The 26179-nt window shown below is 74.4% G+C and carries 3 protein-coding genes and 2 pseudogenes; all 5 read right to left on the bottom strand.

The genetic code is table 11. The annotated features are described in order from the left end of the window. On the bottom strand, positions 1–6876 hold a 6876-nt coding region (locus ACY1JF_RS31340; RefSeq protein WP_462708664.1), incomplete at its 3' end, for a beta-ketoacyl synthase N-terminal-like domain-containing protein. Positions 6877–6957: 81 nt separating this feature from the next. Continuing rightward, positions 6958–7011: pseudogene (locus ACY1JF_RS31335) on the bottom strand (hypothetical protein); the annotation flags it as partial. A 30-nt stretch (positions 7012–7041) separates the two neighbouring features. After that, complete coding sequence (locus ACY1JF_RS31330) at positions 7042–14442, bottom strand: type I polyketide synthase (RefSeq protein WP_462708663.1); 7401 nt, start codon at positions 14440–14442, stop codon at positions 7042–7044. Beyond that, positions 14416–17961 (bottom strand): annotated as a pseudogene (locus ACY1JF_RS31325) (type I polyketide synthase); the annotation flags it as partial. The gene ACY1JF_RS31330 and the pseudogene ACY1JF_RS31325, both read right to left, overlap by 27 nt. 119 nt (positions 17962–18080) lie before the next feature. Further along, positions 18081–26168: an SDR family NAD(P)-dependent oxidoreductase gene (locus ACY1JF_RS31320; protein ID WP_462708662.1), complete on the bottom strand. Its 8088-nt coding sequence runs from the start codon at positions 26166–26168 to the stop codon at positions 18081–18083. Positions 26169–26179: the final 11 nt, after the last annotated feature.

Raw genomic sequence — 26179 nt, 5'->3', positions numbered from 1 at the left:
GCGCAGGACCGCCTTCAGGTCCCAGTCCGTCCAGGGCTCCAGAGCCCGGGCACACTCCTCGATCCGCTCCGCGAACACCGGAGAGGACTCCAGCAGTTCGCGGCCCATGCCGTTCCACTGCGAACCCTGACCAGGAAAGACGAGGACGACCTTGCCGGCGCCGGCCGCGGCGGGACCGCCGGTCACCACGGCGGGGCTGCTCTCGCCGCGGGCCAGCGCGCCCAGTCCGGCCAGTGCCTCCTCGCGGGTGCCGGCCAGGACCACGGCCCGCTCCGGCAGGACGGCCCGCCGGGTCACCAGCGCCGCCGCGATCTTCGTGAGCGCGGCGTCGGTGCCGTCGAGGAACGCGGCGAGCCGTGCCGCCTGCCCGGCGAGCGCCGCGGTGCCGCGGGCCGACACGACCAGCGGGACGACGGCGGCGGCCGGCCGCGCGGGCTCCTCAGCGGCTTCCTCCGGGGGCCGCGGAGCCTCTTCCAGGATCACGTGCGCGTTGGTGCCGCTGAGCCCGAACGAGGACACCGCGGCCCGGCGCGGCCGTCCCGGGTCGGCCCACTCGCGGGCCTCGGTGAGCAGCCGCACCGCGCCGGCCGACCAGTCGACCTGGGAGGAGGGCGCGTCGACGTGCAGGGTGGCGGGCATCTCGCGGTGCCGCAGCGCCTGTACGGCCTTGATCACGCCGGCGACACCGGCGGCGGCTTGGGCGTGGCCGATGTTCGACTTCAGCGAGCCGAGCCACAGCGGTCGCCGCGGGTCCCGGTCCCGGCCGTACGTCGCCAGCAGGGCCTGCGCCTCGATCGGGTCGCCGAGGACGGTGCCGGTGCCGTGGCCCTCCACCAGGTCCACGTCGGCCGGGGTGAGACCGGCCGCGGCGAGGGCCTTACGGATGACCCGCTGCTGGGAGGGGCCGTTGGGGGCGGTGAGCCCGTTGGAGGCGCCGTCCTGGTTGACGGCGCTGCCCCGGATCACGGCGAGCACCCGGTGGCCGTTGCGGCGGGCCTCCGAGAGGCGTTCGAGTACGACCACTCCCGCGCCCTCGGCCCAGCCGGTGCCGTCGGCGGCGTCGGCGTACGACTTGCACCGCCCGTCCGAGGCCAGCGCCCGCTGCCGGGAGAACTCCATGAACATCCCGGGCCCGGCCATCACCGTCGAACCGCCGGCGAGGGCGAGGGAGCACTCTCCCTGCCGCAGGGCCTGGGCGGCCAGGTGCAGGGCGACGAGCGAGGAGGAGCAGGCGGTGTCCACGGTGACGGCGGGGCCCTCGAAGCCGAAGACGTACGACACCCGGCCCGAGGCCACGCTCGCCCCGGCGCCGGTCAGCGCGAAGCCGCCCACCTCTTCCGGCACTCCGCCGCCGGAGTAGTAGTCGACGCCCATGATGCCGCTGAACACGCCGACATCCGTGCCCTTCAGCGCCAGGGGGTCGACGCCCGCCCGCTCCAGCGCCTCCCAGGAGGTCTCCAGGAGCAGCCGCTGCTGCGGGTCCATGGCCACCGCCTCCCGGGGGGAGATCCCGAAGAACAGCGGGTCGAACAGCGGTGCCTCGTGCAGGAACCCGCCCTGGCCGACGTACGACGTCCCGGCGTGCTCGGGGTCGGCGTCGAAGACCGCGTCGAGGTCCCAGCCGCGGTCGGTGGGGAACCCCGTGACTCCGTCGCGGCCCTCGCGGACCAGGCGCCACAGGTCCTCGGGGCCGCCGACCCCGCCGGGCAGCCGGCAGGCCATGCCCACCACGGCGATCGGCTCGTCCGGGTCGTGCGGCGCGGCCGGCCGCGCCGCTCCGGCCGCGGCCGGGGTGGCGCCCGCGAACTCCTCGTGCAGGTGCCGGGCGAGCGCGAGCGGCGTCGGGTAGTCGAAGACGGCGGTGGCGGGAAGGTTCAGGCCGGTGGCCTCGCGCAGGCGGTTGCGCAGTTCGACGGAGGTGAGGGAGTCGAACCCGGCGTCCTTGAACGCGGTCTCGGCCCTGACCCGGTCCGGTCCGGTGTGCCCGAGGACGTTGGCGACGTGGGCGCGGACCAGGTCCAGCAGGAGTGTCTCGCGCTCGGCGGGGGCCAGCCCGGCCAGCCGTCCGGCCAGCCCGTCCCGGCCCTCGGGTCCGCTCCCCCGCGCGGCACGCCGGCCCGCGCGGACGAGGCCGCGCAGCAGGGGCGGCACGGTGGCTCCGGCGGTGGCGTCGGCCCGCAGTCCCCGCAGGTCGATCCTGGCCGGCACGACCAGGGTCCGGTCACCGGCCAGCGCCGCGTCGAACAGCTCCATGCCCTCCTCGGGGCCCAGCGGCAGCACACCGCCGCGGCGGCTCATGCGGCTGCGGGAGAGGTCGTCCAGGCCGGCGCCCATGCCGGTGGTCTGCTCCCACAGTCCCCAGGCCAGCGACCGCGCCGGGAACCCGGCCGCCCGACGGCGGGCCATCAATCCGTCCATGCAGGCGTTGGCGGCACCGTAACTGCCGGTCCCCGCACCGAGGAAGACACCCGAGACCGACGAGTACACGACGAACGCGTCCAGATCCGGCACCAGTTCCCGGGTCAGCTCGTCCAGATGCTCGACCGCCGCCACCTTCGGCGCGAACACCCGCGCCAGCCGCTCCGGCTCGATCTCCCCGACCACCCCCGCGTCGAAGACACCGGCCGCGTGCACGACAGCGGTCAGCCGCGGGCCGCCCAGCCCGGCCAGCAGCGCCCGCACCGCCTCCCGGTCCGTCACGTCACAGGCCGGCACCGCCACCGACTCGGCACCCAGCGCCTCCAGCCCCGCCACCAACTCCGCGGCCCCCTGCGCCCGCATGCCCCGACGGCTCACCAGCACCAGATGCCGCACCCCGTGCCGGACCACCAGATGCCGCGCCAGCAGACCCGCCAGCGAACCGGTACCACCCGTGATCAGCACCGTCCCCTCCGCATCCAGCACCGGCTCCCCGGCCCCGGCCGGGGCGAGCCGGGCCAGCCGCGGCACGTACAACACCCCCGCACGCACCGCCACCTGCGGCTCACCGGCCGCCAGGACGACACCCAGATCCACCTCGTCCGTGTCACCGTCCACCAGCACGAACCGGTCCGGGTTCTCCGCCTGCGCGGCCCGCACCAGCCCCCACACCGCCGCACCCCCCACATCGGTGACCGCCGCGTCACCACCGGCCGGCACCGCCCCCCGAGTCACCACGACCAGCCGGCGGTCCGCGGCGTCCTCGTCCGCGAGCCACGCCTGTACGGCGGTCAGCACCCGGCCGGCCAATGCCACCGGCGTGTCGTCGTCCCCGCCGGTACGTGCCTCGACCACCGTCACCGCGGGCACCTCTCCCACGGCGGACACGGGCGGCAGCTCGCTCCACTCCACGCCGAACAGCGCGTCGGTGCCGGGTGTGCCGGCCGCCGCTGCGAGCTGCTCGCCGGAGACGGCCCGCGAGACGAGCGAGTCCAGCGTCAGGACCGGACCGCCGGTGTCGTCGACGGCCTCCAGGGACAGCGTGTCCGGGTCGGGCCGGAGCAGCCGTACCCGGATCGACGCGGCACCGGAGGCGTGCAGCGCCAGCCCGTTCCAGGCGAACGGCAGCCGCACCACCGGCTCGTCCTCGGCCACCGTGCCGTCGGTCACCTCGGCGGCCGCGTCCAGGATGCTCGCGTGCAGTGCCGCGTCGAGCAGCGCCGGGTGGATGCCGAACCCGGCGGCGTTCTCGCGCTGTTCCGGCGGTACGGCGACCTCGGCGAACAGTTCGCCGTCGCGCCGCCAGACCTTGCGCACGCACTGGAACGCCGGGCCGTACGCGTATCCCGCCCGGGTCAGTTTCTCGTAGCCGTCGGAGATGTCGACCTGCCGGGCGCCGGGCGGGGGCCAGGCGGTGAAGTCGAAGGTGCCGGCGGGAGGGACGGCCGTGCTCAGGGTGCCGCCGGCGTGCCGGGTCCAGGTGCCCGCGCCGCCCTCGGCATCGACGTCCTGGCCGGTGGAGTACACCTCCACGGTCCGGGACCCGGTCTCGTCCGGCCCGCCGACGGCGACCTGGACGCGTACGGCGCCCTCCGCCGGGACGACCAGGGGCGCCTCGATGACGAGTTCGTCCAGTACGCCGCAGCCGACCTCGTCACCGGCCCGTACGGCCAGTTCCACCAGCCCGGTGCCGGGGACGAGGACGACACCGCCGACGGTGTGGTCGGCCAGCCAGGGGTGGGTGCGCAGGGAGAGCCGCGAGGTGAGGACCAGCCCGTCGGACTGCGGCAACTGCACCACCGCGCCCAGCAGGGGGTGGTCGGCGCTGCCCTGGCCCAGGGCGGTGGCGTCCATGAGGGGGCGGGGGGTCGGAAGCCAGTAGTGCTGGTGGTCGAAGGCGTACGTCGGCAGGTCCACCGGGATCTCGGTGGCACCCTTCGGCAGGACCGCCGTCCAGTCCACCTTCGCGCCGCGGACGAACAGTTCGGCCACCGACAGCAGGAGCGTGTGGGCCTCGCCTCGGTCGTCCCGCAGCGCCGGAACGCATACTGTGTCCTCGCCCGCGGACTCCGTGATCGCGCCGGTCAGCGCCGCACCCGGGCCCAGCTCCAGGAAGACGGAGCCGTCGGTGGCCCCGATCCCGTCGGCGAAACGGACCGGCCGGCGCACATGGTCCACCCAGTACGCCGGATCGGTCAGCTGCCCCGGCACGGCAAGCCCGCCCGTCACGTTCGACACGACGGGAACAGCCGGCTCGTCGAACGTCAGCCCGGACAACACCCTGGCGAAGTCGGCCAGCATCGGCTCCATCAACGCCGAGTGGAACGCGTGCGAGACAGCCAGCCGCTTGGTCCTGCGGCCCCGCTCACGCAGCTTCTCCACCACCGCCCCGACCGCGCCCTCCTCACCCGACAGGACGACCGAACCAGGCGCGTTCACCGCCGCGAGATCAACCCCCGCACCGAGATACTCCTCGGCCTCCGCCTCCGTGGCGGCCACCGCCACCATCGCCCCACCCGGAGCAAGGGCCTGCATCAGCCGGCCCCGCGCCGCCACCAACGCCGCCGCGTCCTCCAGGGACAGCACCCCGGCCACATGCGCGGCCACGACCTCACCGACCGAATGCCCGGCCACCACATCCGGCCGCACACCCCACGACTCCACCAGCCGGAACAACGCCGACTCCACCGCGAACAACCCCGCCTGCGTGAACACCGTCCGATCCAGCAGGCCACCACCCGCGTTGCCGACCTCGCCGAAGACCACGTCCTTCACCGAGTGATCCACATGACCGGCCAGCTCCGCATCCAGTGCCGCACACGCCTCGTCCAGCGCGCGGGCGAACACCGGATAGCGGTCATACAGCTCACGCCCCATCCCCGCGCGCTGCGACCCCTGCCCCGGGAACACGAACACCGACCGGCCCCCGACAGCCGAACCCGTGATCAACGAAGAGGCCCCGGTCTCCCCGTCAGCCAGCGCCCGCAGCCCGGCCAGGGCCTCGTCCCGTGAGCCGGCGAGGAGCACGGCCCGTTCGGGGTGGGTCGTGCGCCGGGCGACCAGTGCGCCGGCGACGGTCACCAGCGGGGCGTCGGTGCCGGCGACGAAGTCCGCCAGCCGTCCGGCCTGTCCGGCGAGGGCGGCCGTGGTGCGGGCCGAGACCACGACCGGCAGCTCGCCGTCGCTCGCGGCCACCGGCACGGCGGCGGGCTCCTCGGGGGCCTGCTCCAGGATCACGTGGGCGTTCGTGCCGCTGACGCCGAACCCGGAGACGCCCGCCCGGCGCGGCCGGTCCAGGTCCGGCCACGCACGGGCCTCCGTGAGCAGCCGCACGGCGCCCGCGTCCCAGTCGACGCGGGGGGACGGTTCGTCGACGTGCAGGGTCGCGGGGAGCACGCCGTGACGCAGGGCCTGGACCGTCTTGATCACACCGGCGACACCGGCGGCGGCCTGGGTGTGTCCGATGTTCGACTTCAGGGAGCCCAGCCAGAGCGGCCGTTCGCGGTCCTGGCCGTAGGTGGCGAGCAGGGCCTGTGCCTCGATCGGGTCGCCCAGGACCGTGCCCGTGCCGTGGCCCTCCACCGCGTCCACGTCCGCCGGGGTGAGACCGGCCGCGGCGAGGGCCTTGCGGATCACGCGCTGCTGGGCGGGGCCGTTGGGGGCGGTGAGGCCGTTGGAGGCGCCGTCCTGGTTGACCGCCGTACCGCGCACGACGGCCAGCACGCGGTGGCCCCTGCGCCGCGCCTCCGAGAGGCGTTCCAGGACGATGACGCCCGCTCCCTCGGCCCAGCCGGTGCCGTCGGCGGCCGACGCGTAGGCCTTGCAGCGGCCGTCGGCGGCGAGGCCGCGCTGCCGGGAGAAGTCGATGAACAGGCCGGGCGTGGCCATGACGGTGGCGCCGCCCGCCAGGGCCATCGAGCACTCGCCGCGGCGCAGCGCCTGCGCGGCGAGGTGGATGGCGACCAGGGAGGACGAGCAGGCGGTGTCGAGTGTGACGGCCGGGCCCTCGAAGCCGAAGACGTAGGAGACGCGGCCGGAGGCGACGCTGGAGGCGGCACCGGTGCCGGTGAAGCCCTCCAGCTCGGGCGGGACGCTGCCGCCCGCGAAGTAGTCGACGCCCATGATGCCGTTGAAGACGCCGACGTCCGTGCCCTTGAGGGTCGCCGGGTCGATGCCGGCCCGCTCCAGCGCCTCCCACGAGGTTTCGAGGAGCAGCCGCTGCTGGGGGTCCATCGCCAGCGCCTCGCGCGGCGAGATGCCGAAGAACTCCGCGTCGAACCGGCCGGCGCCCCGCAGGAAACCGCCCTGGTCCACGTAGGAGGTGCCGGTCTTCTCGGGGTCGGTGTCCAGCAGGGTGTCGAGGTCCCAGCCGCGGTCGTCCGGGAAGCCCGACACCCCGTCGCGTCCCTCGGCGACCAGGTCCCACAGGTCCTCGGGGGAGTCGACGCCGCCGGGCAGCCGGCACGCCATGCCGACGATCGCGATCGGCTCGCGCGACGCGGCCAGCAGCTGCTGGTTCCGCTTCTTCAGCGTGCCGACCTCTTCCAGCGACTTGCGCAGCGCCTCGACAAGCTTCTCGTAGGAAGCACTCACGTTCCTTGCCCCAATCTGTCGTGTGCCGCGTCAGCCGTCGAGGGATTCGCCGTCGCCGAGCGCGAGGTGTACGAGGTCGTCCACGTCCAGGTCGGCCAGTGCCCCCCGCCCGGCGTCCGGTTCGCCGGGCGCGGGTGCGCCGGGTTCCGAGGCGGCCAGTTCGACCAGCGCGTCCAGCAGGCCGGCCTCCCGGAACCGCTCCAGCGGGACGCCGAGCAGCGCGTGGCGCAGCCGTTCCTCGTCCGTCTCGGCCGCGGTCCGCCGCCCGCCGGCGCCCTCGGGGGCGAGTTCGCCGTGCAGGTGGCGGGCCAGGGCGAGGGGCGTGGGGTGGTCGAAGACCACGGTGGCGGAGAGGTTGACCCCGGTCGCGGCGCGCAGCCGGTTGCGCAGTTCCACGGAGGTGAGCGAGTCGAACCCGGCGTCCTTGAACGCCGTACCGGCGCCGACGCCGTCCGCTCCGGCGTGGCCGAGCACACCGGCCACATGGCCGCGGACGACGTCCAGCAGCACCGCCTCCTGCCGGTCGTGGTCCAGCCCGGCCAGCCGGCGCAGCAGACCGTCCCCGCCGTCGCCGGCGGCGGCCCGCGCCCACTGCCGCCCGGCCGGAACGAGGTGACGCAGCAGCGGGGGCACCCCGGCGCCCGTGGCCGCCTCGGCGCGTACGGCCCTCAGGTCCAGTTTGACCGGGACGGCCAGCGAGTCGTCCCCGGCCAGGGCCGCGTCGAAGAGGGCCAGGCCCTCCCGCGGGGTGAGCGGCAGGATGCCACCGCGCCGGTTGCCACGGGTGCGGGCCGCCGCTTCGGCGCCCGCGGTCATGCCGGTGGTCTGCTCCCAGGGTCCCCAGGCCAGGGACAGCGCGGGCAGACCGGCCGCCCGGCGCCGGGTCATCGCGGCGTCCAGCCAGGCGTTGGCGGCTGCGTAGTTGCCCTGGCCCGCCGAGCCGAACAGCCCGGAGGCGGAGGAGAAGACCACGAACGCCGACAGGTCCAGGGTCCGGGTCAGCTCGTCCAGGTGGTGGACGGCCCTCACCTTCGGCGCGAAGACATGGGCCAGGCGCTCCTGGTCGAGCGTGCCGATGACCCCGTCGTCCAGGACGCCCGCGGTGTGCAGGACGGCGGTCAGGGGGTGCTCGTCGGGTACGGAGTCCAGCAGGGCGGCGACCTCGTCGCGGTCGGCGATGTCGCAGGCGGCCACCCGTACGGTCGTCGCGCCGAGCGCGGTCAGCTCGGTGACCAGTTCCCGCGCGCCGGGCGCGTCCGGGCCGCGCCGGCTCGCCAGCAGCAGGTGCCGGACACCGCGCCGCTCGACCAGGTGCCGGGCCAGCAGGGCGCCCAGCGAGCCGGTGCCGCCGGTGACGAGGACGGTGCCGTCGGAGTCCCAGCCCGGGGGCAGCGGGGCGGGACCACCGGTGGCGGCCCGCACCAGGCGCGGGGCGCGGACGGCCGTACCGCGCAGCGCGAGCTGCGGTTCGCCGGCCGCCGACACGGTGGCGAGGAGGGACGCGAGGGAGGCGTCACCGTCCGACCGGGCGTCCGCGTCGGTGCCGGTGCCGGTGTCGGGAGCAGCGCCGGTGTCGGTGCCGGTCTGGGTGTCGGTGTCGGTGTCGGTGTCGACGAGGGTGATCCGGCCGGGGTTCTCCGCCTGGGCGGCCCGTACCAGCCCCCACACGGCCGCCCCCGCCGGGTCGGTCACGGTGTCCTCACCGGCCGCGGGCACCGCACCCCGGGTCACGACCACGAGCGAGGAGTCCGCGAGCCGCTCGTCGGCCAGCCACGCCCGCAGGACGTCCAACACCCGGGAGGTGCGCTCCAGGGCGTCGTCGGAGCCGTCGGCCGGTACGACCAGCAGCTCCGGCGGGGTATCGGCGACGACCGGACCGGCGAGGTCGGCGGCGGTGGCGACCCGCGCCCAGGCCGGCGCCGGGACGTCCGCGCCGGCCGGCACCGCGAGGTCGGTCCACGCGACGCGGAACAGGGCGTCCGCGCCGGGAGCACCGGCCGCGGCCTCCAGTTGCTCGGCGCTGACCGCGCGGAAGACCAGGGACTCGGTCGTCAGCACCGGTGCGCCGGTCTCGTCGGCGGCCTGCACCGCCACCGCGTCGGCTCCGGACGGCGCCAGCCGCACGCGCAGCGCCGAGGCTCCGGCCGCGTGCAGCGCCAACCGGTTCCAGGCGAACGGCAGGACCGTGCGCGGTGCGTCACCGGGCCCGGTCGCGGTGGCCGGGGCGACGAACCCGTTGGCGTGCAGGGCGGCGTCCAGCAGGGCGGGGTGGAGGCCGAACCGGGTCGCTTCCTCCCGCTGCCCGTCCGGCAGGGCGACCTCGGCGTACACCTCGTTGCCGCGCCGCCACACCGCCCTCAGCCCCTGGAACACCGGGCCGTAGGCGTACCCCTTGTCGATGAGGCCGGAGTAGAAGGCGTCGACGTCCACCTCGACCCGCTCGGCGCCGGGCGGGGGCCAGGCGGTGAAGTCGAAGGCGCCGGCCGCGGGGGCGGTGCCGGTGAGGCCGCCGGTGGCGTGCCGGGTCCAGGCGTCGGCGCCGATCTCACCGGCCGTGCCCTCCCGGGCCGAGTAGACCGCCACGCCGCGCAGCCCGTTGTCGTCCGGCCCGCCGACGGCGACCTGGACCCGCACCCCGCCCTGCTCGGGTATGACCAGGGGCGCCTCGATGACGAGTTCGTCCAGTACGCCGCAGCCGACCTCGTCCCCGGCCCGTACGGCCAGTTCCACCAGCCCGGTGCCGGGGACGAGGATGACACCGCCGACGGTGTGGTCGGCCAGCCAGGGGTGGGTTCGCAGGGAGAGCCGGGAGGTGAAGACCAACCCGTCGGACTGCGGCAACTGCACCACCGCGCCGAGCAGCGGGTGGTCCGCCGTGCTCTGGCCCAGGGCGACGGCGTCGGTGGCGGGAGCCGTCCGCAGCCAGTAGTGCTGGTGATCGAAAGCGTACGTCGGCAGGTCCACGTGGGTGTCACCGGCACCCTTCGGCAGGACCGCCGTCCAGTCGACCTCGGTGCCGCGCACGAAGAGGTGGGCCATGGCTGCCAGCAGCGTCCGCGCCTCGCCGCGGTCCTCCCGCAGCGCCGGAACGCATACCGTGTCCTCGCCCGCGGACTCCGTGATCGCGCCGGTCAGCGCCGCACCGGGACCCAGCTCCACGAACAACGACCCGCCCGCCGCACTGATCCCGTCGGCGAAACGGACCGGCCGGCGCACATGGTCCACCCAGTACGCCGGATCGGTCAGCTGCCCCGGCACGGCAAGCCCGCCCGTCACATTCGACACGACGGGAACAGCCGGCTCGTCGAACGTCAGCCCGGACAGCACCCTGGCGAAGTCGGCCAGCATCGGTTCCATCAACGCCGAGTGGAACGCGTGCGAGACAGCCAGCCGCTTGGTCCTGCGGCCCCGCTCACGCAGCTTCTCCACCACCGCCCCGACCGCGCCCTCCTCACCCGACAGGACGACCGAACCAGGCGCGTTCACCGCCGCGAGATCAACCCCCGCACCGAGATACTCCTCGGCCTCCGCCTCCGTGGCGGCCACCGCCACCATCGCCCCACCCGGAGCAAGGGCCTGCATCAGCCGGCCCCGCGCCGCCACCAACGCCGCCGCGTCCTCCAACGACAGCACCCCGGCCACATGCGCGGCCACGACCTCACCGACCGAATGCCCGGCCACCACATCCGGCCGCACACCCCACGACTCCACCAGCCGGAACAACGCCGACTCCACCGCGAACAACCCCGCCTGCGTGAACACCGTCCGATCCAGCAGGCCACCATCCGCGTTGCCGACCTCGCCGAAGACCACGTCCTTCACCGAGTGATCCACATGCCCGGCCAGCTCCGCATCCAGTGCCGCACACGCCTCGTCCAGCGCGCGGGCGAACACCGGGTAGCGGTCGTACAGCTCACGCCCCATCCCCGCGCGCTGCGACCCCTGCCCCGGGAACACGAACACCGACCGGCCCCCGACAGCCGAACCCGTCACCACCACCGGCGACACCTCACCCCCCGCCAGCGCCCGCAGCCCGGCCACCGCCTCCTCACGGTCCTCGGCCACGACCACGGCCCGCTCCGGCAACACCGCCCGCCGGGACACCAACGCCCCCGCGACCACCGCCAACGGAACATCACTGCCACCCACGAACGACGCCAGCCGCCCCGCCGAACCGGCCAGGGCGCCGGTGCCACGTGCCGAGACGATCAGCGGCACCACACCATCGGCCGAAGTCACCTGTTCCCCAGGCGATTCCTCCGGGGCCTGCTCCAGGATCACGTGCGCGTTCGTGCCGCTGACGCCGAACCCGGAGACGCCCACCCGGCGCGGCCGGTCCACCTCGGGCCATTCACGGGGCTCCGTCAGCAGTTCGACCGCTCCGACCGTCCAGTCGACCTGGGACGTCGGCGCGTCGACGTGCAGGGTCGCGGGCAGGATGCCGTGCCGCATGGCCTCGACCATCTTGATCACACCGGCCACGCCCGCGGCCATCTGGGTGTGTCCGATGTTCGACTTCAGGGAGCCCAGCCAGAGCGGCCGTTCGCGGTCCTGACCGTACGTGGCGAGCAGGGCCTGTGCCTCGATCGGGTCACCGAGGACCGTGCCCGTGCCGTGACCCTCCACCGCGTCCACGTCCGCCGCCGTAAGCCCGGCGTTCGCCAGCGCCTTGCGGATCACCCGCTGCTGCGACGGACCGTTCGGCGCCGTCAGACCATTGGACGCACCGTCCTGATTGACCGCACTGCCCCGCACCACCGCCAGCACCCGATGGCCCCTGCGCCGCGCCTCCGACAACCGCTCCAGCACCACCACACCCGCACCCTCGGCCCACCCCGTGCCATCGGCCGCCTCCGCATACGACTTGCAGCGACCATCGGCGGCCAGCCCCCGCTGCCGCGAGAACTCGACGAAGGTGCCCGGGGTCGCCATCACGGTGGCGCCGCCCGCCAGGGCCATCGAGCACTCGCCGCCCCGCAGGGCCTGGGCGGCCAGGTGGATGGCGACCAGGGAGGACGAGCAGGCCGTGTCCACGGTCACCGCCGGGCCCTCGAAGCCGAAGACATAGGCGACGCGCCCGGAGGCGACGCTGCCCATGCCGCCGGTGCCGGTGAACCCCTCCAGCTCCGGCGGTACCGGGCCCGAGGTGCCGTATCCCTGGCCCATCAGGCCGGAGAACACCCCGACGTCGCTGCCCTTGAGCGAGGTCGGGTCGATGCCGGCCCGCTCCAGCGCCTCCCAGGAGGTCTCCAGCAGCAGCCGCTGCTGGGGGTCCATCGCCAGGGCCTCACGCGGCGAGATGCCGAAGAACGCCGCGTCGAAGAGGGGGGCGTCGTAGAGGAAGCCGCCCTGGCTCACGTAGGACGTGCCGGTCTGGTCCGGGTCGTCGCTGAAGAAGCCGCTCAGGTCCCAGCCGCGGTCGTCGGGGAAGCCGGACATCGCGTCCCGCCCCTCGGCGACCAGCCGCCACAGTTCTTCGGGACTGTCGACGCCGCCGGGCAGCCGGCAGGCCATGCCGACGATCGCGATCGGCTCGTCCGGATCGGCGAGCGTGACGGCCGTTTCCCGCACGGGGGCGATCGCCGCCGTCTCACCCAGCTCACCGTGCAGATGACGGGCCAGGGCGAGCGGCGTCGGATGGTCGAAGACGACGGTGGCGGCCAGCTTCAGACCGGTCGCCTCACGGAGCCGGTTGCGCAGCTCGACCGAGGTGAGCGAGTCGAACCCGGAGTCGCGGAAAGCGGTCTCCTGCTTGACGCCCTCGGGGCCGGCGTGGCCGAGCACCGTCGCCGCGTGCGTCCGGACCAGGTCCAGCAGCAGCGCCTCCTGCTCCGCCGGGGCGAGCCCGGCGAGCCGGGCGGCCAGGCCGTCGCCGCTGTCACCGGAGGCCGCCCGCACGGTCTGCCGTCCGGTGCGCACCAGGCTCCGCAGGAGGGTGGGGACGGTCCGGCCGGTGCCGGCGTCGGTACGGAGCCGGCGCAGGTCCAGTTTGGCCGGGACGAGCAGCGCCTCACCGGTGCGCAGGGCGCCGTCGAAGAGGTCCATGCCCTCGGCGGGGCTCATCGGCAGCACACCGCCTCGCCGGTTCATCCGGCTGCGGGTGAGGTCGTCCATGCCGGCCGCCATACCGCCGGTGGCCTGGTCCCACAGCCCCCAGGCCAGCGAGGTGGCGGGCAGACCCGCGGCCCGGCGCTGGTGGGCCACCGCGTCCAGGAAGGCGTTGGCCGCGGCGTAGCTGCCGGTACCCGCGCCGAGGAAGACCGAGGAGACCGAGGAGAAGACGACGAACGCGGCGAGCTCCGGGGCGAGTTCGCGGGTGAGCGCGTCCAGGTGCCGGACCGCGGTGACCTTCGGTGCGAACACCCGCGCCACCTGCTCGGGCCGGATGGTGCCGATCACTCCGGCGTCGGCGATGCCCGCGGTGTGCACGACCGCCGTCAGCGGGCGTCCGGCGCGGCGCGTTTCGGTCAGCAGGGCGGCGACCGCGTCGCGGTCGGTGACGTCGCAGGCCGTCACCGTGACCTCGGCGGCGCCGAGTCCGGTGAGGTCGGCCACCAGCGCGGCGGCTCCCGGGGCTTCCTGGCCGCGGCGGCTGACCAGTACGAGGTGGCGTATGCCGTGCCGGGTGACCAGGTGCCGGGCCAGCAGTCCGCCGAGGGAGCCGGTGCCACCTGTGATGAGGACCGTGCCCTCCGGGTCCAGCGTCACGGGCTGCGTCGTCGCGGCCCGGTCGGCATCCGCGGAGGTGGCGCGGGTGAGCCGGGGGACGTGCGCTGTCCCGCCGCGCAGGGCCAGTTCGGGTTCCGTTCCGGTCAGGGCCCGGCCCAGGGCGTGGCCCAGGGCGGCGCCGGAGGGTACGCCCGGTTCGAGGTCGAGCGCGGGGTCGAGGTCGAGCAGCGTGATCCGGTCGGGGTTCTCGGACTGCGCGGCCCGGATCAGCCCCCAGACCGCGCCGCCCGCGGGGTCGGTCACCGCGCCGTCGGCGCCGGCCGGTACGGCCCCCTGGGTGGCCACGACCAGCCGGGTCGGCTCCAGGGCCGGGGCGGCCAGCCAGCTCTGTACCGCCGCCAGGACCCGGTTCGTCAGGGTCAGCGCGGGGTCGTCCGTGTCCTGGTCGTGGGCGGCGACCGCCTCCAGCACGATCAGGGCCGGGATATTCGCCGCTTCCTCCGCGAGGGCGGTGACGTCGGCGGCGGAGCGCACGGTGGTCCAGGACGGCGGCTCGTCCGGTGCCGTGTCGGCACCGGGCAGCGCGGTCCACTCGACGCGGAACAGCGCGTCGTCGCTCGCCGTGCCCGCCGCACTCTCCAACTGCTCGGGAGCCAATGGCCGAGGTTTCGCGAACTCCGCCCGCAGCACCAGCCCGCCGGCCTGGTCGACCGCCTCCAGCGCGAGGGCGTTGCGGCCGTTCGGCCTGACGCGTACGCGCAACGCCGCCGCACCGACGGCGTGCAGCGTGAGGCCGTGCCAGTCGAGGTACTGCCACACCCTGGAGCCGCCGTCGGCCACGGCGGCGTCCAGCAACGCCGGGTGCAGGGCGGCGTCCAGCAACGCCGGGTGGATACCGAACCGCCCGGCCGCGTCCCGTTCGTCCTCGGGCACGGCGACCTCGGCGAGGATCTCCTCACCGGCCCGCCAGACGGCGCGTACTGCCTGGAACACGGGCCCGTGCTCGTAGCCGCGCCGGACCAGGCCGGCGTACAGCGCCTCCGCCTCGACGCGCTGGGCACCGGCCGGCGGCCAGGACCGGAAGTCGCCCCGCGGGCTCTGGCCCGGCTCGGGCGTCGCCGTGAGGAGCCCGGTGGCGTGCCGGACCCACGCCTCGGCCCCGCTCACCTCGGTGGCGTCCTCGCGCGTCGAGTACACGGTGACCGTCCGGGAGCCCGTCTCCTCCGCACCGCCGACGGTGACCTGGACCCGGACGCCGCCCTGCTCCGGCAGCACCAGCGGGGCTTCGACGACCAGTTCTTCGAGGAATCCGCAGCCGACTTCGTCACCGGCGCGGACGGCCAGCTCGACCAGGGCCGCGGCGGGCACGAGCACGGTTCCGCCGACGGTGTGGTCCGCCAGCCAGGGATGCGTACGCAGCGACCACCGCGAGGTGCACAACACCCCGCCCGTCTCCGGCACCTCCACCACAGCACCAAGGAGGGGATGATCAGCACCGGCCTGCCCGAGCGAGGCGGCGTCCGCCGAAGGAGCCGTCTTCAGCCAGTAGTGACGGTGATCGAAGGCATACGTCGGCAGGTCCACCCGTGCGTCGCGCGCCTCGGCCGGCAGCAGTCCCGTCCAGTCCACGGCGACACCCCGGACGAACACCTCCGCCACCGACGCCAGCAACCGCCGCAGCCCGCCCTCCCCACGCCGCAGGGAACCACACACCACCGCCTCGGCCCCCGCCTCGTCCACCACCTCGTTCACCGGCTGGACGAGGACGGGATGGGCGCTGCACTCGACGAACACCGTGTGTCCCTCGGCCAGCAGGGAGGTGACCGCCGGGCCGAAACGGACCTGCCGGCGCAGGTTGCGATACCAGTAACCGCCGTCCAGCACGCCCGCCTCACGCACCCACTCACCCGTCACCGTCGAGAAGAACGGCACCAGCGGCGCCCGGCCGCGGATGTCCGCGAACGCCTCCGTCAGCGCCCCCTCGACGGCCTCGACGTGCCGGGTGTGGGAGGCGTAGTCCACCGCCACCCGGCGCACCCGCACCCCCTCCGCCCCCAGCACGGCCAGCACCTCGTCCAACGCCTGCGCGTCACCGGCGACCACCACCGACGACGGACCATTGACCGCCGCCACCTCCACCCGCCCCTCCCAGGCGGCGAGCCGGGTGACAGCCTCCGCCTCGGACAGCGCCACCGACGCCATCCCGCCCCGGCCCGCCAGCCCACCGGCGATCACCCGGCTGCGCACCGCCACGATCCGCGCCGCCTCCTCCAGCGACAGCACACCGGCCACACACGCCGCGGCGATCTCCCCCTGCGAATGGCCCACCACCGCGTCCGGCACCACACCCACCGACGCCCACACCGCCGCCAGAGCGACGTTCACCACGAAACTGGCCGGCTGCACCACATCGACCCGCCCCAGCAGATCGACCTCACCACGCAACACCGCCCGCACATCCCAGTCCACCCACGGCTCCAACGCCCGGGCACACTCCCCCACCCGCTGCGCGAACACCGCCGAGGACTCCAGCAACTCCCGGCCCATCCCCACCCACTGAGACCCCTGACCAGGAAAAACAAGAACCGTCCGCCCCGGACCGCCGGAACCGGCGACGGTGCCGGTCACGACGAGCGGACTGCTCTCACCACGGGCCAGCACCCCCAGCCCCGCTACCGCCTCCTCACGCGAACCGGCAACGGCCACGGCCCGCTCGGACAGGGCGGCCCGGCGCCGCACCAGGGTGCCCGCGATGTCGGCGAGCGATCCTTCCATGCCGGTGTCGGTGATGAACGCCGCCAACCGTCCGGCCTGTCCCGCCAACGCCCCCGCCGACGCGGCCGACACCACCAGCGGCACCACACCACCGACCACCGGAACCACCGGCTCCGCCACCGGGGCCACCGGTTCCGCCTCCGGCTCCTCCGGCGCCTGCTCCAGGATCACGTGCGCGTTCGTACCGCTGACGCCGAAGGAGGAGACACCGGCCCGGCGCGGACGGCCGGTCTCCGGCCACTCACGGGCCTCCGTGAGCAGTTCCACCGCCCCCGCCGACCAGTCGACCTCGGTGGACGGCCGGTCGACGTGGAGCGTGGCCGGCAGCACACCGTGCCGCATCGCCTGCACCATCTTGATCACACCGGCGACACCGGCCGCGGCCTGCGTATGACCGATGTTCGACTTCAACGACCCCAGCCACAACGGCCGCTCACGGTCCTGACCGTACGTGGCCAGCAGCGCCTGCGCCTCGATCGGATCACCCAGAACCGTGCCCGTGCCATGCCCCTCCACCGCGTCCACGTCGGCGGGGGTGAGTCCCGCCTCGGCCAGCGCCCGGCGGATCACCCGCTGCTGGGCGGGGCCGTTCGGCGCGGTGAGGCCGTTGGAGGCACCGTCCTGGTTGACGGCGGACGCGCGGACGACGGCCAGTACCCGGTGGCCGTTGCGGCGTGCGTCGGACAGGCGCTCCAGGACGACCACACCCGCGCCCTCGGCCCAGCCCGTGCCGTCGGCGGCTTCCGCGTACGACTTGCAGCGGCCGTCGGCGGCCAACGCCCGCTGCCGCGAGAACTGCATGAACATGCCCGGCCCGGCCATGACGGTCGCGCCCCCGGCCAGGGCCATCGAGCACTCCCCGCGCCGCAGCGCCTGTCCGGCCAGGTGCATGGCGACCAGGGAGGAGGAGCAGGCCGTGTCCACGGTCACCGCGGGGCCTTCGAGGCCGAAGACGTACGAGATGCGGCCCGAGGCCACGCTCCCGGTGGTGCCGGTGCCGGTGAAACCCTCCAGCTCCGGTGGCACCGGGCCGCCGGTCGCGTACCCCTCGTTGATGACGCCCATGAAGACGCCGACGTCCGAGCCCTTGAGCGACAGCGCGTCCATGCCGGACCGTTCCAGCGCTTCCCACGACATCTCCAGGAGCAGCCGCTGCTGCGGGTCCATCGCGAGGGCTTCGCGCGGCGAGATCCCGAAGAGACCGGCGTCGAACAGGCCCGCCTCGTGCAGGAAGCCGCCCTGGTCGACGTAGGACGTGCCCGTCTTGTCGGGGTCGGCGTCGAACAGTTCCTCCAGGTCCCAGCCCCGGTCGGTCGGGAAGTCCGATATCCCGTCCCCGTGTTCACGGACGAGCCGCCACAGGTCGTCGGGGCCGGCCACCCCGCCGGGCAGCCGGCACGCCATGCCCACGATCGCGATCGGCTCCGCCTTCTCGGCCTCAAGTTCACGGACGCGTTGCTGGGAGCGGCGCGCGTCGGCGAGAACGCGCTTGAGGTAGTCGCGAAGCTTGCTTTCATCCGCCATTGCGGGTCAGCTCCTAGTGGGGCTAAGGCGTCAGGTGAACTGCGGGGCGGGCGTGGGTCACGGGTATCGGGTGCGGTGGCGGCGGGCCGCCCGGCCGGCGGCTACTGGCCGAATTCGGTGTCGATGAGTTCGAAGAGTTCGTCGTCGGAGGCGGCATCGAAGTCGAGGTTCTCCTCGGGGTCCTGTCCGGTGCCGTTCGTCGTGGACCAGGTCGTCAGCAGGCCCTGGAGCCGGGTGGCGACCTGGGTGCGGGTGGCGTCGTCGGGAGCGGTGTCGGCCAGCAGCGCTTCCAGCCTGCTGAGTTCGGCGAGCAGGGGGTTGGTGGCCGGGGCGGCCTCGTCGCCCGGAGCCAGCCGGTCGTGCAGGTAGCGGACGAGGGCGAGCGGGGTGGGGTAGTCGAACACGGTGGTGGCGGGCAGGTGGAGCCCGGTGGTCTCGCGCAGGCGGTTGCGCAGTTCGACGGAGGTGAGGGAGTCGAACCCGGCGTCCTTGAACGCCGTGTCGGCCCTGACCTGGTCCGCGCCGGTGTGCCCGAGGACGGTCGCCACCTGGCCCTGGACCAGTTGCAGCAGCAGCTTCTCCCGCTCGGCCGGGGACAGCGCGGCCAGTCGGCGGGCGAGTCCGCCGGAGCCTCCGGCACCGGCCCGGGCCGCCGCCTTGCGTCCGGTCCGCACCAGCCCCCGGAACAGCGGCGCCACTCCCCCGCCCAGCGCGGCGGTGGCGCGCAACGCCCGCAGGTCCAGTTTGACGGGCACCACCAGCGCCTCTCCGGCGGACAGGGCCGCGTCGAGCAGTTCCATGCCCTCCGCCGGCGTGAGCGGTACGACACCCCCGCGCCGGCCGGTCCGGTTCCGTGCCGTCTCACCGGCGGCCGTGTCCTGGCCGTCGGCCGGCTCCCAGGGACCCCAGGCCAGCGAGACGGCGGGCAGACCGGCCGCCCGGCGCTGGTGGGCCACCGCGTCCAGGAAGGCGTTGGCCGCCGCGTAACCGCCGGTGCCCGCGCCCAGGAAGACGGAGGAGGCGGAGGACAACAGGACGAACGCGGCCAGCTCCGGGGCCAGTTCGCGGGTCAGCTCGTCCAGGTTCCGTACGCCGGTGACCTTCGGATCGAAGACCCGGGCCATGCGGTCCTGACCCATCTCACCGATCACTTTGGCGTCGAAGACACGTGCCGCGTGGACGACACCGGTCAGCGGGTGAGCCTCCGGTACGGCGGCCAGGAGGGCGGCGACCGCGTCCCGGTCGGTGACGTCGCACGCCACCACCGAGGCTTCGGCGCCCCGTTCCCCGAGTTCGGCCACCAGCCGGTCGGCGCCCTCCGCCTCGGGCCCGCGCCGGCCGGCGAGCACGAGACGGCGCACGCCGTGCCGCTCGACCAGGTGCCGGGCGACCTCGGCGCCCAGCGTCCCGGTACCACCGGTGATCAGTACCGTGCCCTCCGGGTCCAGCACCGGCGTCTCGGACCCGGCCGGGGCGAGCCGGGCCAGGCGCGGGACGTACAGCGTCCCCTCGCGGACCGCCACCTGCGGCTCACCGGTCGCCAGTACGGTGCCGAGGTCCACCTCGTCCGTGTCACCGTCGACGAGGACGATCCGGTCGGGGTTCTCCGCCTGCGCGGCTCGCACGAGGCCCCACACGGCCGCGCCCCCCGGATCGGTGACCGCCGCGTCACCACCGGCCGGCACGGCGCCCCGGGTCACCACGACGAGCCTGCGGTTCTCACCCGTCTCTTCCGTGGCCTCCGTGTCCTCCGTCTCACCTGTCTCTTCCGCGAGCCACGCCTGGACCGCGTCCAGCACCCGCCCGGCCAATGCCACCGGAGTGTCGTCGTCCCCGCCGGTACGTGCCTCGACCACCGTCACCGGGGGCACCTCTCCCACGGCGGACACGGGCGGCAGCTCGCTCCACTCCACCCGGAACAGCGCGTCGGCGGCGCCGGTGCCGCCGGTCGTCGTCAGCTGCTCGGCCGAAACCGGTCGCAGGGTGACGGCCTGCGCGGTCACGACCGTGCCACCGGCCTCGTCGGCCGCTTGGACCACCAGAGCCCCGGAGGCGGACCGGGCCAGGCGCACGCGCAGCGCGAGGGCGCCTTCCGCGTGCAGCGCCAACCCACGCCAGTCCAGCGGCTGCTGGACCTGAGTGCCATCGACCGCCGCGGCATCCAGCAGCGCCGGACGCAGGGCCGCTTCCAGGAGTGCCGGGTGGATGCCGAACCGGGCCGCCGCGTCCCGCTGCCCGTCCGGCAGAGCGACCTCGGCGAACAGTTCATCCCCGCGCCGCCACATCGCCCGCAGGGCCTGGAAGACGGGGCCGTACTCGTAGCCGCTCTGGAGCAGCAGCGCGTCCGCGCCGGCGAGATCCTCGGCCTGTGCGCCGGGCGGGGGCCAGGCGGTGAAGTCGAAGGCGCCGGCCGCGGGGACGGTGCCGGTGCCGGTGCCGGTGAGGCTACCGGTGGCGTGCCGGGTCCACGGGTCCGCCCCGGTCTCGCCGACGGCGTCCTCCCGCACGGAGTGAACGGCCACCGGGCGGCGCCCCTCCGAGTCCGGTGCTTCGACGGTGACCTGGACCCGCACCCCGCCCTGCTCCGGCAGCACCAGCGGGGCTTCGACGACCAATTCTTCGAGGAATCCGCAGCCGACCTCGTCCCCGGCCCGTACAGCCAGCTCCACCAGTCCGGTACCGGGGACGAGGACGACACCGCCGACGGTGTGGTCGGCCAGCCAGGGGTGGGTGCGCAGGGAGAGCCGGGAGGTGAAGACCAGCCCGTCGGACTGCGGCAACTGCACCACCGCGCCCAGCAGCGGGTGGTCCGCCGTGCTCTGGCCCAGGGCGACGGCATCGGTGGCGGGGGCCGTCCGCAGCCAGTAGTGCTGGTGGTCGAAGGCGTACGTCGGCAGATCCACGTGGGTGTCACCGGCGCCCTTCGGCAGGACCGCCGTCCAGTCCACCTTCGCGCCGCGTACGAACAGCTCGGCCACCGACAGCAGGAGCGTGTGGGCCTCGCCTCGGTCGTCGCGCAGGGCCGGGACACATACTGCGTCCTCGCCCGCAGACTCCGTGATCGCGCCGGTCAGCGCCCCACCGGGACCCAGCTCCAGGAAGACGGAGCCGTCGGTGGCCCCGATCCCGTCGGCGAAACGGACCGGCCGGCGCACATGGTCCACCCAGTACGCCGGATCGGTCAGCTGCCCCGGCACGGCAAGCCGGCCCGTCACATTCGACACGACGGGAACAGCCGGCTCGTCGAACGTCAGCCCGGACAACACCCTGGCGAAGTCGGCCAGCATCGGCTCCATCAACGCCGAGTGGAACGCGTGCGAGACAGCCAGCCGCTTGGTCCTGCGGCCCTGCTCACGCAGCTTCTCCACCACCGCTTCGACCGCGCCCTCCTCACCCGACAGGACGACCGAACCAGGCGCGTTCACCGCCGCGAGATCAACCCCCGCACCGAGATACTCCTCGGCCTCCGCCTCCGTGGCGGCCACCGCCACCATCGCCCCACCCGGAGCAAGGGCCTGCATCAGCCGGCCCCGCGCCGCCACCAACGCCGCCGCATCCTCCAACGACAGCACCCCGGCCACATGCGCGGCCACGACCTCACCGACCGAATGCCCGGCCACCACATCCGGCCGCACACCCCACGACTCCACCAGCCGGAACAACGCCGACTCCACCGCGAACAACCCCGCCTGCGTGAACACCGTCCGATCCAGCAGGCCACCATCCGCGTTGCCGACCTCGCCGAAGACCACGTCCTTCACCGAGTGATCCACATGCCCGGCCAGCTCCGCATCCAGTGCCGCACACGCCTCGTCCAGCGCGCGGGCGAACACCGGATACCGGTCATACAGCTCACGCCCCATCCCCGCGCGCTGCGACCCCTGGCCGGGAAAGACGAACACCGTGCCGCCGGTGCTGTCGGAGCCGGTGACGACGAGCGGCGAGGACGCTCCTTCGGCCAGCGCCGTCAGTCCGGTCACCACCTCCTCACGGCCCTCGGCGACGACCACGGCCCGCTCCGGCAACACCGCCCGCCGGGACACCAACGCCCCCGCGACCACCGCCAACGGAACATCACTGCCACCCACGAACGACGCCAGCCGCCCCGCCGAACCGGCCAGCGCCCCGCCACTGCGCGCGGAGACGACCAGCGGCACCACACCACCGGCCGGCACCACCGGCTCCTCGACCACCGGTTCCTCCGGTGCCTGCTCCAGAATCAGGTGGGCGTTCGTGCCGCTCAGCCCGAAGGAGGAGACACCCACCCGGCGGGGGCGCCCGGTCTCGGGCCAGTCGCGGACTTCGGTGAGCAGTTCGACCGCTCCGGAGGTCCAGTCCACCTTGGACGACGGCTCGTCGACGTGGAGAGTGGGCGGCAGGACGCCGTGCCGCATGGCCTCGACCATCTTGATCACACCGGCCACGCCGGAGGCGGCCTGGGTGTGTCCGATGTTCGACTTCAGCGAGCCCAGCCAGAGCGGCCGTTCGCGGTCCTGACCGTACGTGGCGAGCAGGGCCTGTGCCTCGATCGGATCGCCCAGGACCGTGCCCGTGCCGTGGCCCTCCACCGCGTCCACGTCCGCCGCCGTAAGCCCGGCGTTCGCCAGCGCCTTGCGGATCACCCGCTGCTGCGACGGACCGTTCGGCGCCGTCAGACCATTGGACGCACCGTCCTGATTGACCGCACTGCCCCGCACCACCGCCAGCACCCGATGGCCCCTGCGCCGCGCCTCCGACAACCGCTCCAGCACCACCACACCCGCACCCTCGGCCCACCCCGTGCCATCGGCCGCCTCCGCATACGACTTGCAGCGACCATCGGCAGCCAGCCCCCGCTGCCGCGAGAACTGGACGAAGGCGCCGGGGCTGGACATGACGGCCGCGCCGCTGGCCAGGGCGAGGGAGCACTCGCCGCCCCGCAGGGCCTGGGCGGCCAGGTGGATGGCGACCAGGGAGGACGAGCAGGCCGTGTCCACGGTCACCGCCGGGCCCTCGAAGCCGAAGACGTACGACACCCGGCCCGAGGCCACGCTGCTGCCGGCGCCGGTGGTGACGAATCCCTCCAGTTCGGCGGGGATCTCACCGCCGGTGCCGTATCCCTGGCCCATCAGGCCGGAGAACACCCCGACGTCGCTGCCCTTGAGCGAGGTCGGATCGATACCGGCCCGCTCCAGCGCCTCCCACGAGGTCTCCAGCAGCAGCCGCTGTTGGGGGTCCATCGCCAGTGCCTCACGCGGCGAGATCCCCCAGAAGCCCGCGTCGAACAGGCCCGCCTCGTGCAGGAAGCCACCCTGGTCGACGTAGGACGTGCCGGCCTTGTCGGGATCGGCGTCGAACAGGCCCTCCAGGTCCCAGCCGCGGTCGTCGGGGAAGCCGGACATCGCGTCCCGGCCCTCGGCGACCAGCCGCCACAGTTCTTCGGGACTGTCGACGCCGCCGGGCAGCCGGCAGGCCATGCCGACGATCGCGATCGGCTCGTCCGGATCGGCGAGCGTGACGGCCGTTTCCCGCACGGGGGCGATCGCCGCCGTCTCGCCCAACTCTCCGTGCAGATGACGGGCCAGGGCGAGCGGCGTCGGATGGTCGAAGACGACGGTGGCGGCCAGCTTCAGACCGGTCGCCTCACGGAGCCGGTTGCGCAGCTCGACCGAGGTGAGCGAGTCGAACCCGGAATCCCGGAACACCGTGTCCTGCTTGACGCCCTCGGGGCCGGCGTGGCCGAGCACCGTCGCCGCGTGCGTCCGGACCAGGTCCAGCAGCAGCGCCTCCTGCTCCGCCGGGGCGAGCCCGGCCAGTCGACGGGCGAGTCCGCCGGTTTCGTCGGTGGCGGCCGCTGCCCGTGCGGTCTGCCGGGGCACCTTGACCAGGCCCCGCAGCAACGGCTGTACGCCGCGCCCGGCCGCGGCGTCGGCGCGCATCGCCCGCAGGTCCAGTTTGATCGGGACGAGCAGGGGGTCCCCGGTGCGCAGGGCCGCGTCGATCAGGTCCAGGCCCTCGTCGACGGTGATGGTCCGGCTGCGGCTCCGGCTCACCCGGGCCTGGTCGGCGGTGTCGAGGTGGGCGGTCATGCCGGTGGCCTGTTCCCACAGGCCCCACGCCAGTGAGACACCCGGCAGTCCGGCGGCCCGGCGGCGCTGTACGACCGCGTCGAGGTAGGCGTTGGCCGCCGCGTAGTTGCCCTGGCCGGCCGAGCCGAACACTCCGGCCGCCGACGAGAACACCACGAACGCGCCCAGTTCCGGGGCGCGCTCCCGGGTCAGCTCGTCCAGGTGCGTGACCGCGGGCACCTTCGGTGCGAACACGCCCGTCAGCCGCTCGGGGGTGAGGGCGCCGATCACGCCGTCGTCCAGGACGCCGGCCGTGTGCACCACACCGGTGAGGGGGTGTTCCGCCGGAACCGAGTCCAGCAGTTCCGCCACCGCCGGCCGGTCGGAGACGTCGCAGGCCGCCAAGTGCACCGACCGCGCGCCCAGCTCCGTCAGCTCGGCCGCCAGCTCCGCGGCCCCCTCCGCCTCGGCCCCCCGCCGGCTCGCCAGGACCAGGTGCCGGACGCCGTACCGCTCCACCAGGTGGCGGGCCACCAGCGCGCCCAGCACACCGGTACCGCCCGTGATCAGTACCGATCCCTCGGGGCCGAAGCGCGTGTCCCCGGCGCCGTCCTGGACGGCGGGCGCGGTCGCGCGGGCGATCCTGGGCACGTACAGCCGGGTGCCGCGCACGGCGACCTGGGGTTCACCGGTGGCCAGCACGGCGGTCAGCAGCGGCTCGACGTCGGTGCCACCGGGGGTGTCCGTGTCGAGCAGGACGATCCGGTCGGGGTTCTCGGCCTGGGCGACCCGGACCAGACCCCAGACGGCCGCTGCCGCCGGGTCGGTCACCGTCCGCTCGCCGTCGGCGGGTACCGCGCCCCGGGTGACGACGACCAGTTGGGCCGCCTCCAGGCCGGGGGCGGCCAGCCACGCCTGGACGACCTCCAGCACGCGGCTCGTCAGGGCCAGTGCCGCCTCGTCGTCCGTGCCGTCCGGCACGTCTGTGCGGCCGGCTTCCAGGACGACGACCGGGGGCACACCGAAGCCGTCGGTCAGCGCGGCCACATGGGCCGGCTCGGTGATCGGCACCCAGGCGGGCGGCAGGTCCAGGCCCGGGTCGGTGGTGGCGGACGACTCCGTCCAGTCGACGCGGTACAGGGAGTGCCGGCTGTCGTCGGCCATCGCGCCCAGTTGGTCGGCGGAGACCGCTCGGGAGACCAGTGATCGCAGGGTGAGCACCGGGGCGCCGGTCTCGTCGGCCGCCTCCAGGGCCAGGGCGTCGGGAGCGGAGCGGGTCAGGCGCACGCGCAGCGCCGTGGCGCCGGCCGCGTGCAGGCGCAGCCCGTTCCAGCCGAACGGGAGGTGGACGCCGTTGCCGTCATCGGTCCGGTTCTCCCCCTCGGGGTCGGCGAGCGCCACGTCCAGCATCGCGGGGTGCAGGGCGGCGTCGAGCAGCGCCGGATGGATGCCGAACCGGGCGGCACCGGCCCGCTGGTCCTCGGGCAGCGCGACCTCGGCGAAGAGATCGTCACCGCGTCGCCACAGGGTGCGTACGCCTTGGAACACCGGACCGTAGCCGTAACCGGCCTCGGTCAGCAGCTCGTAGCCGCCGGAGACGTCGACCTGCCGTGCGCCGGTGGGCGGCCACACGGCGAGGTCGGTGACCAACCCGTCCTCGTCGGCCGGTGCCACAGCGGTGAGCGTGCCGGTGGCATGCCGCGTCCAGGCCCCGACGCCTACGTCACCGGTGGCGTCCTCGGGTGCCGAGTACACGGCGACCGTCCGGGAGCCCGTCTCCTCCGCACCGCCGACGGTGACCTGGACCCGGACCCCGCCCTGCTCCGGCAGCACCAGCGGGGCTTCGACGACCAGTTCTTCGAGGAATCCGCAGCCGACTTCGTCACCGGCGCGGACGGCCAGCTCCACCAGTCCGGTGCCGGGCACGAGCACGGTTCCGCCGACGGTGTGGTCCGCCAGCCAGGGATGCGTACGCAGCGACCACCGCGAGGTGCACAACACCCCGCCCGTCTCCGGCACCTCCACCACAGCACCAAGGAGGGGATGATCAGCACCGGCCTGCCCGAGCGAGGCGGCGTCCGCCGAAGGAGCCGTCTTCAGCCAGTAGTGACGGTGATCGAAGGCATACGTCGGCAGGTCCACCCGTGCGTCGC

This window comes from Streptomyces sp. SYSU D01066-1, from assembly GCF_054956795.1.
This window is presented reverse-complemented; position numbering and strand designations above follow the sequence as displayed.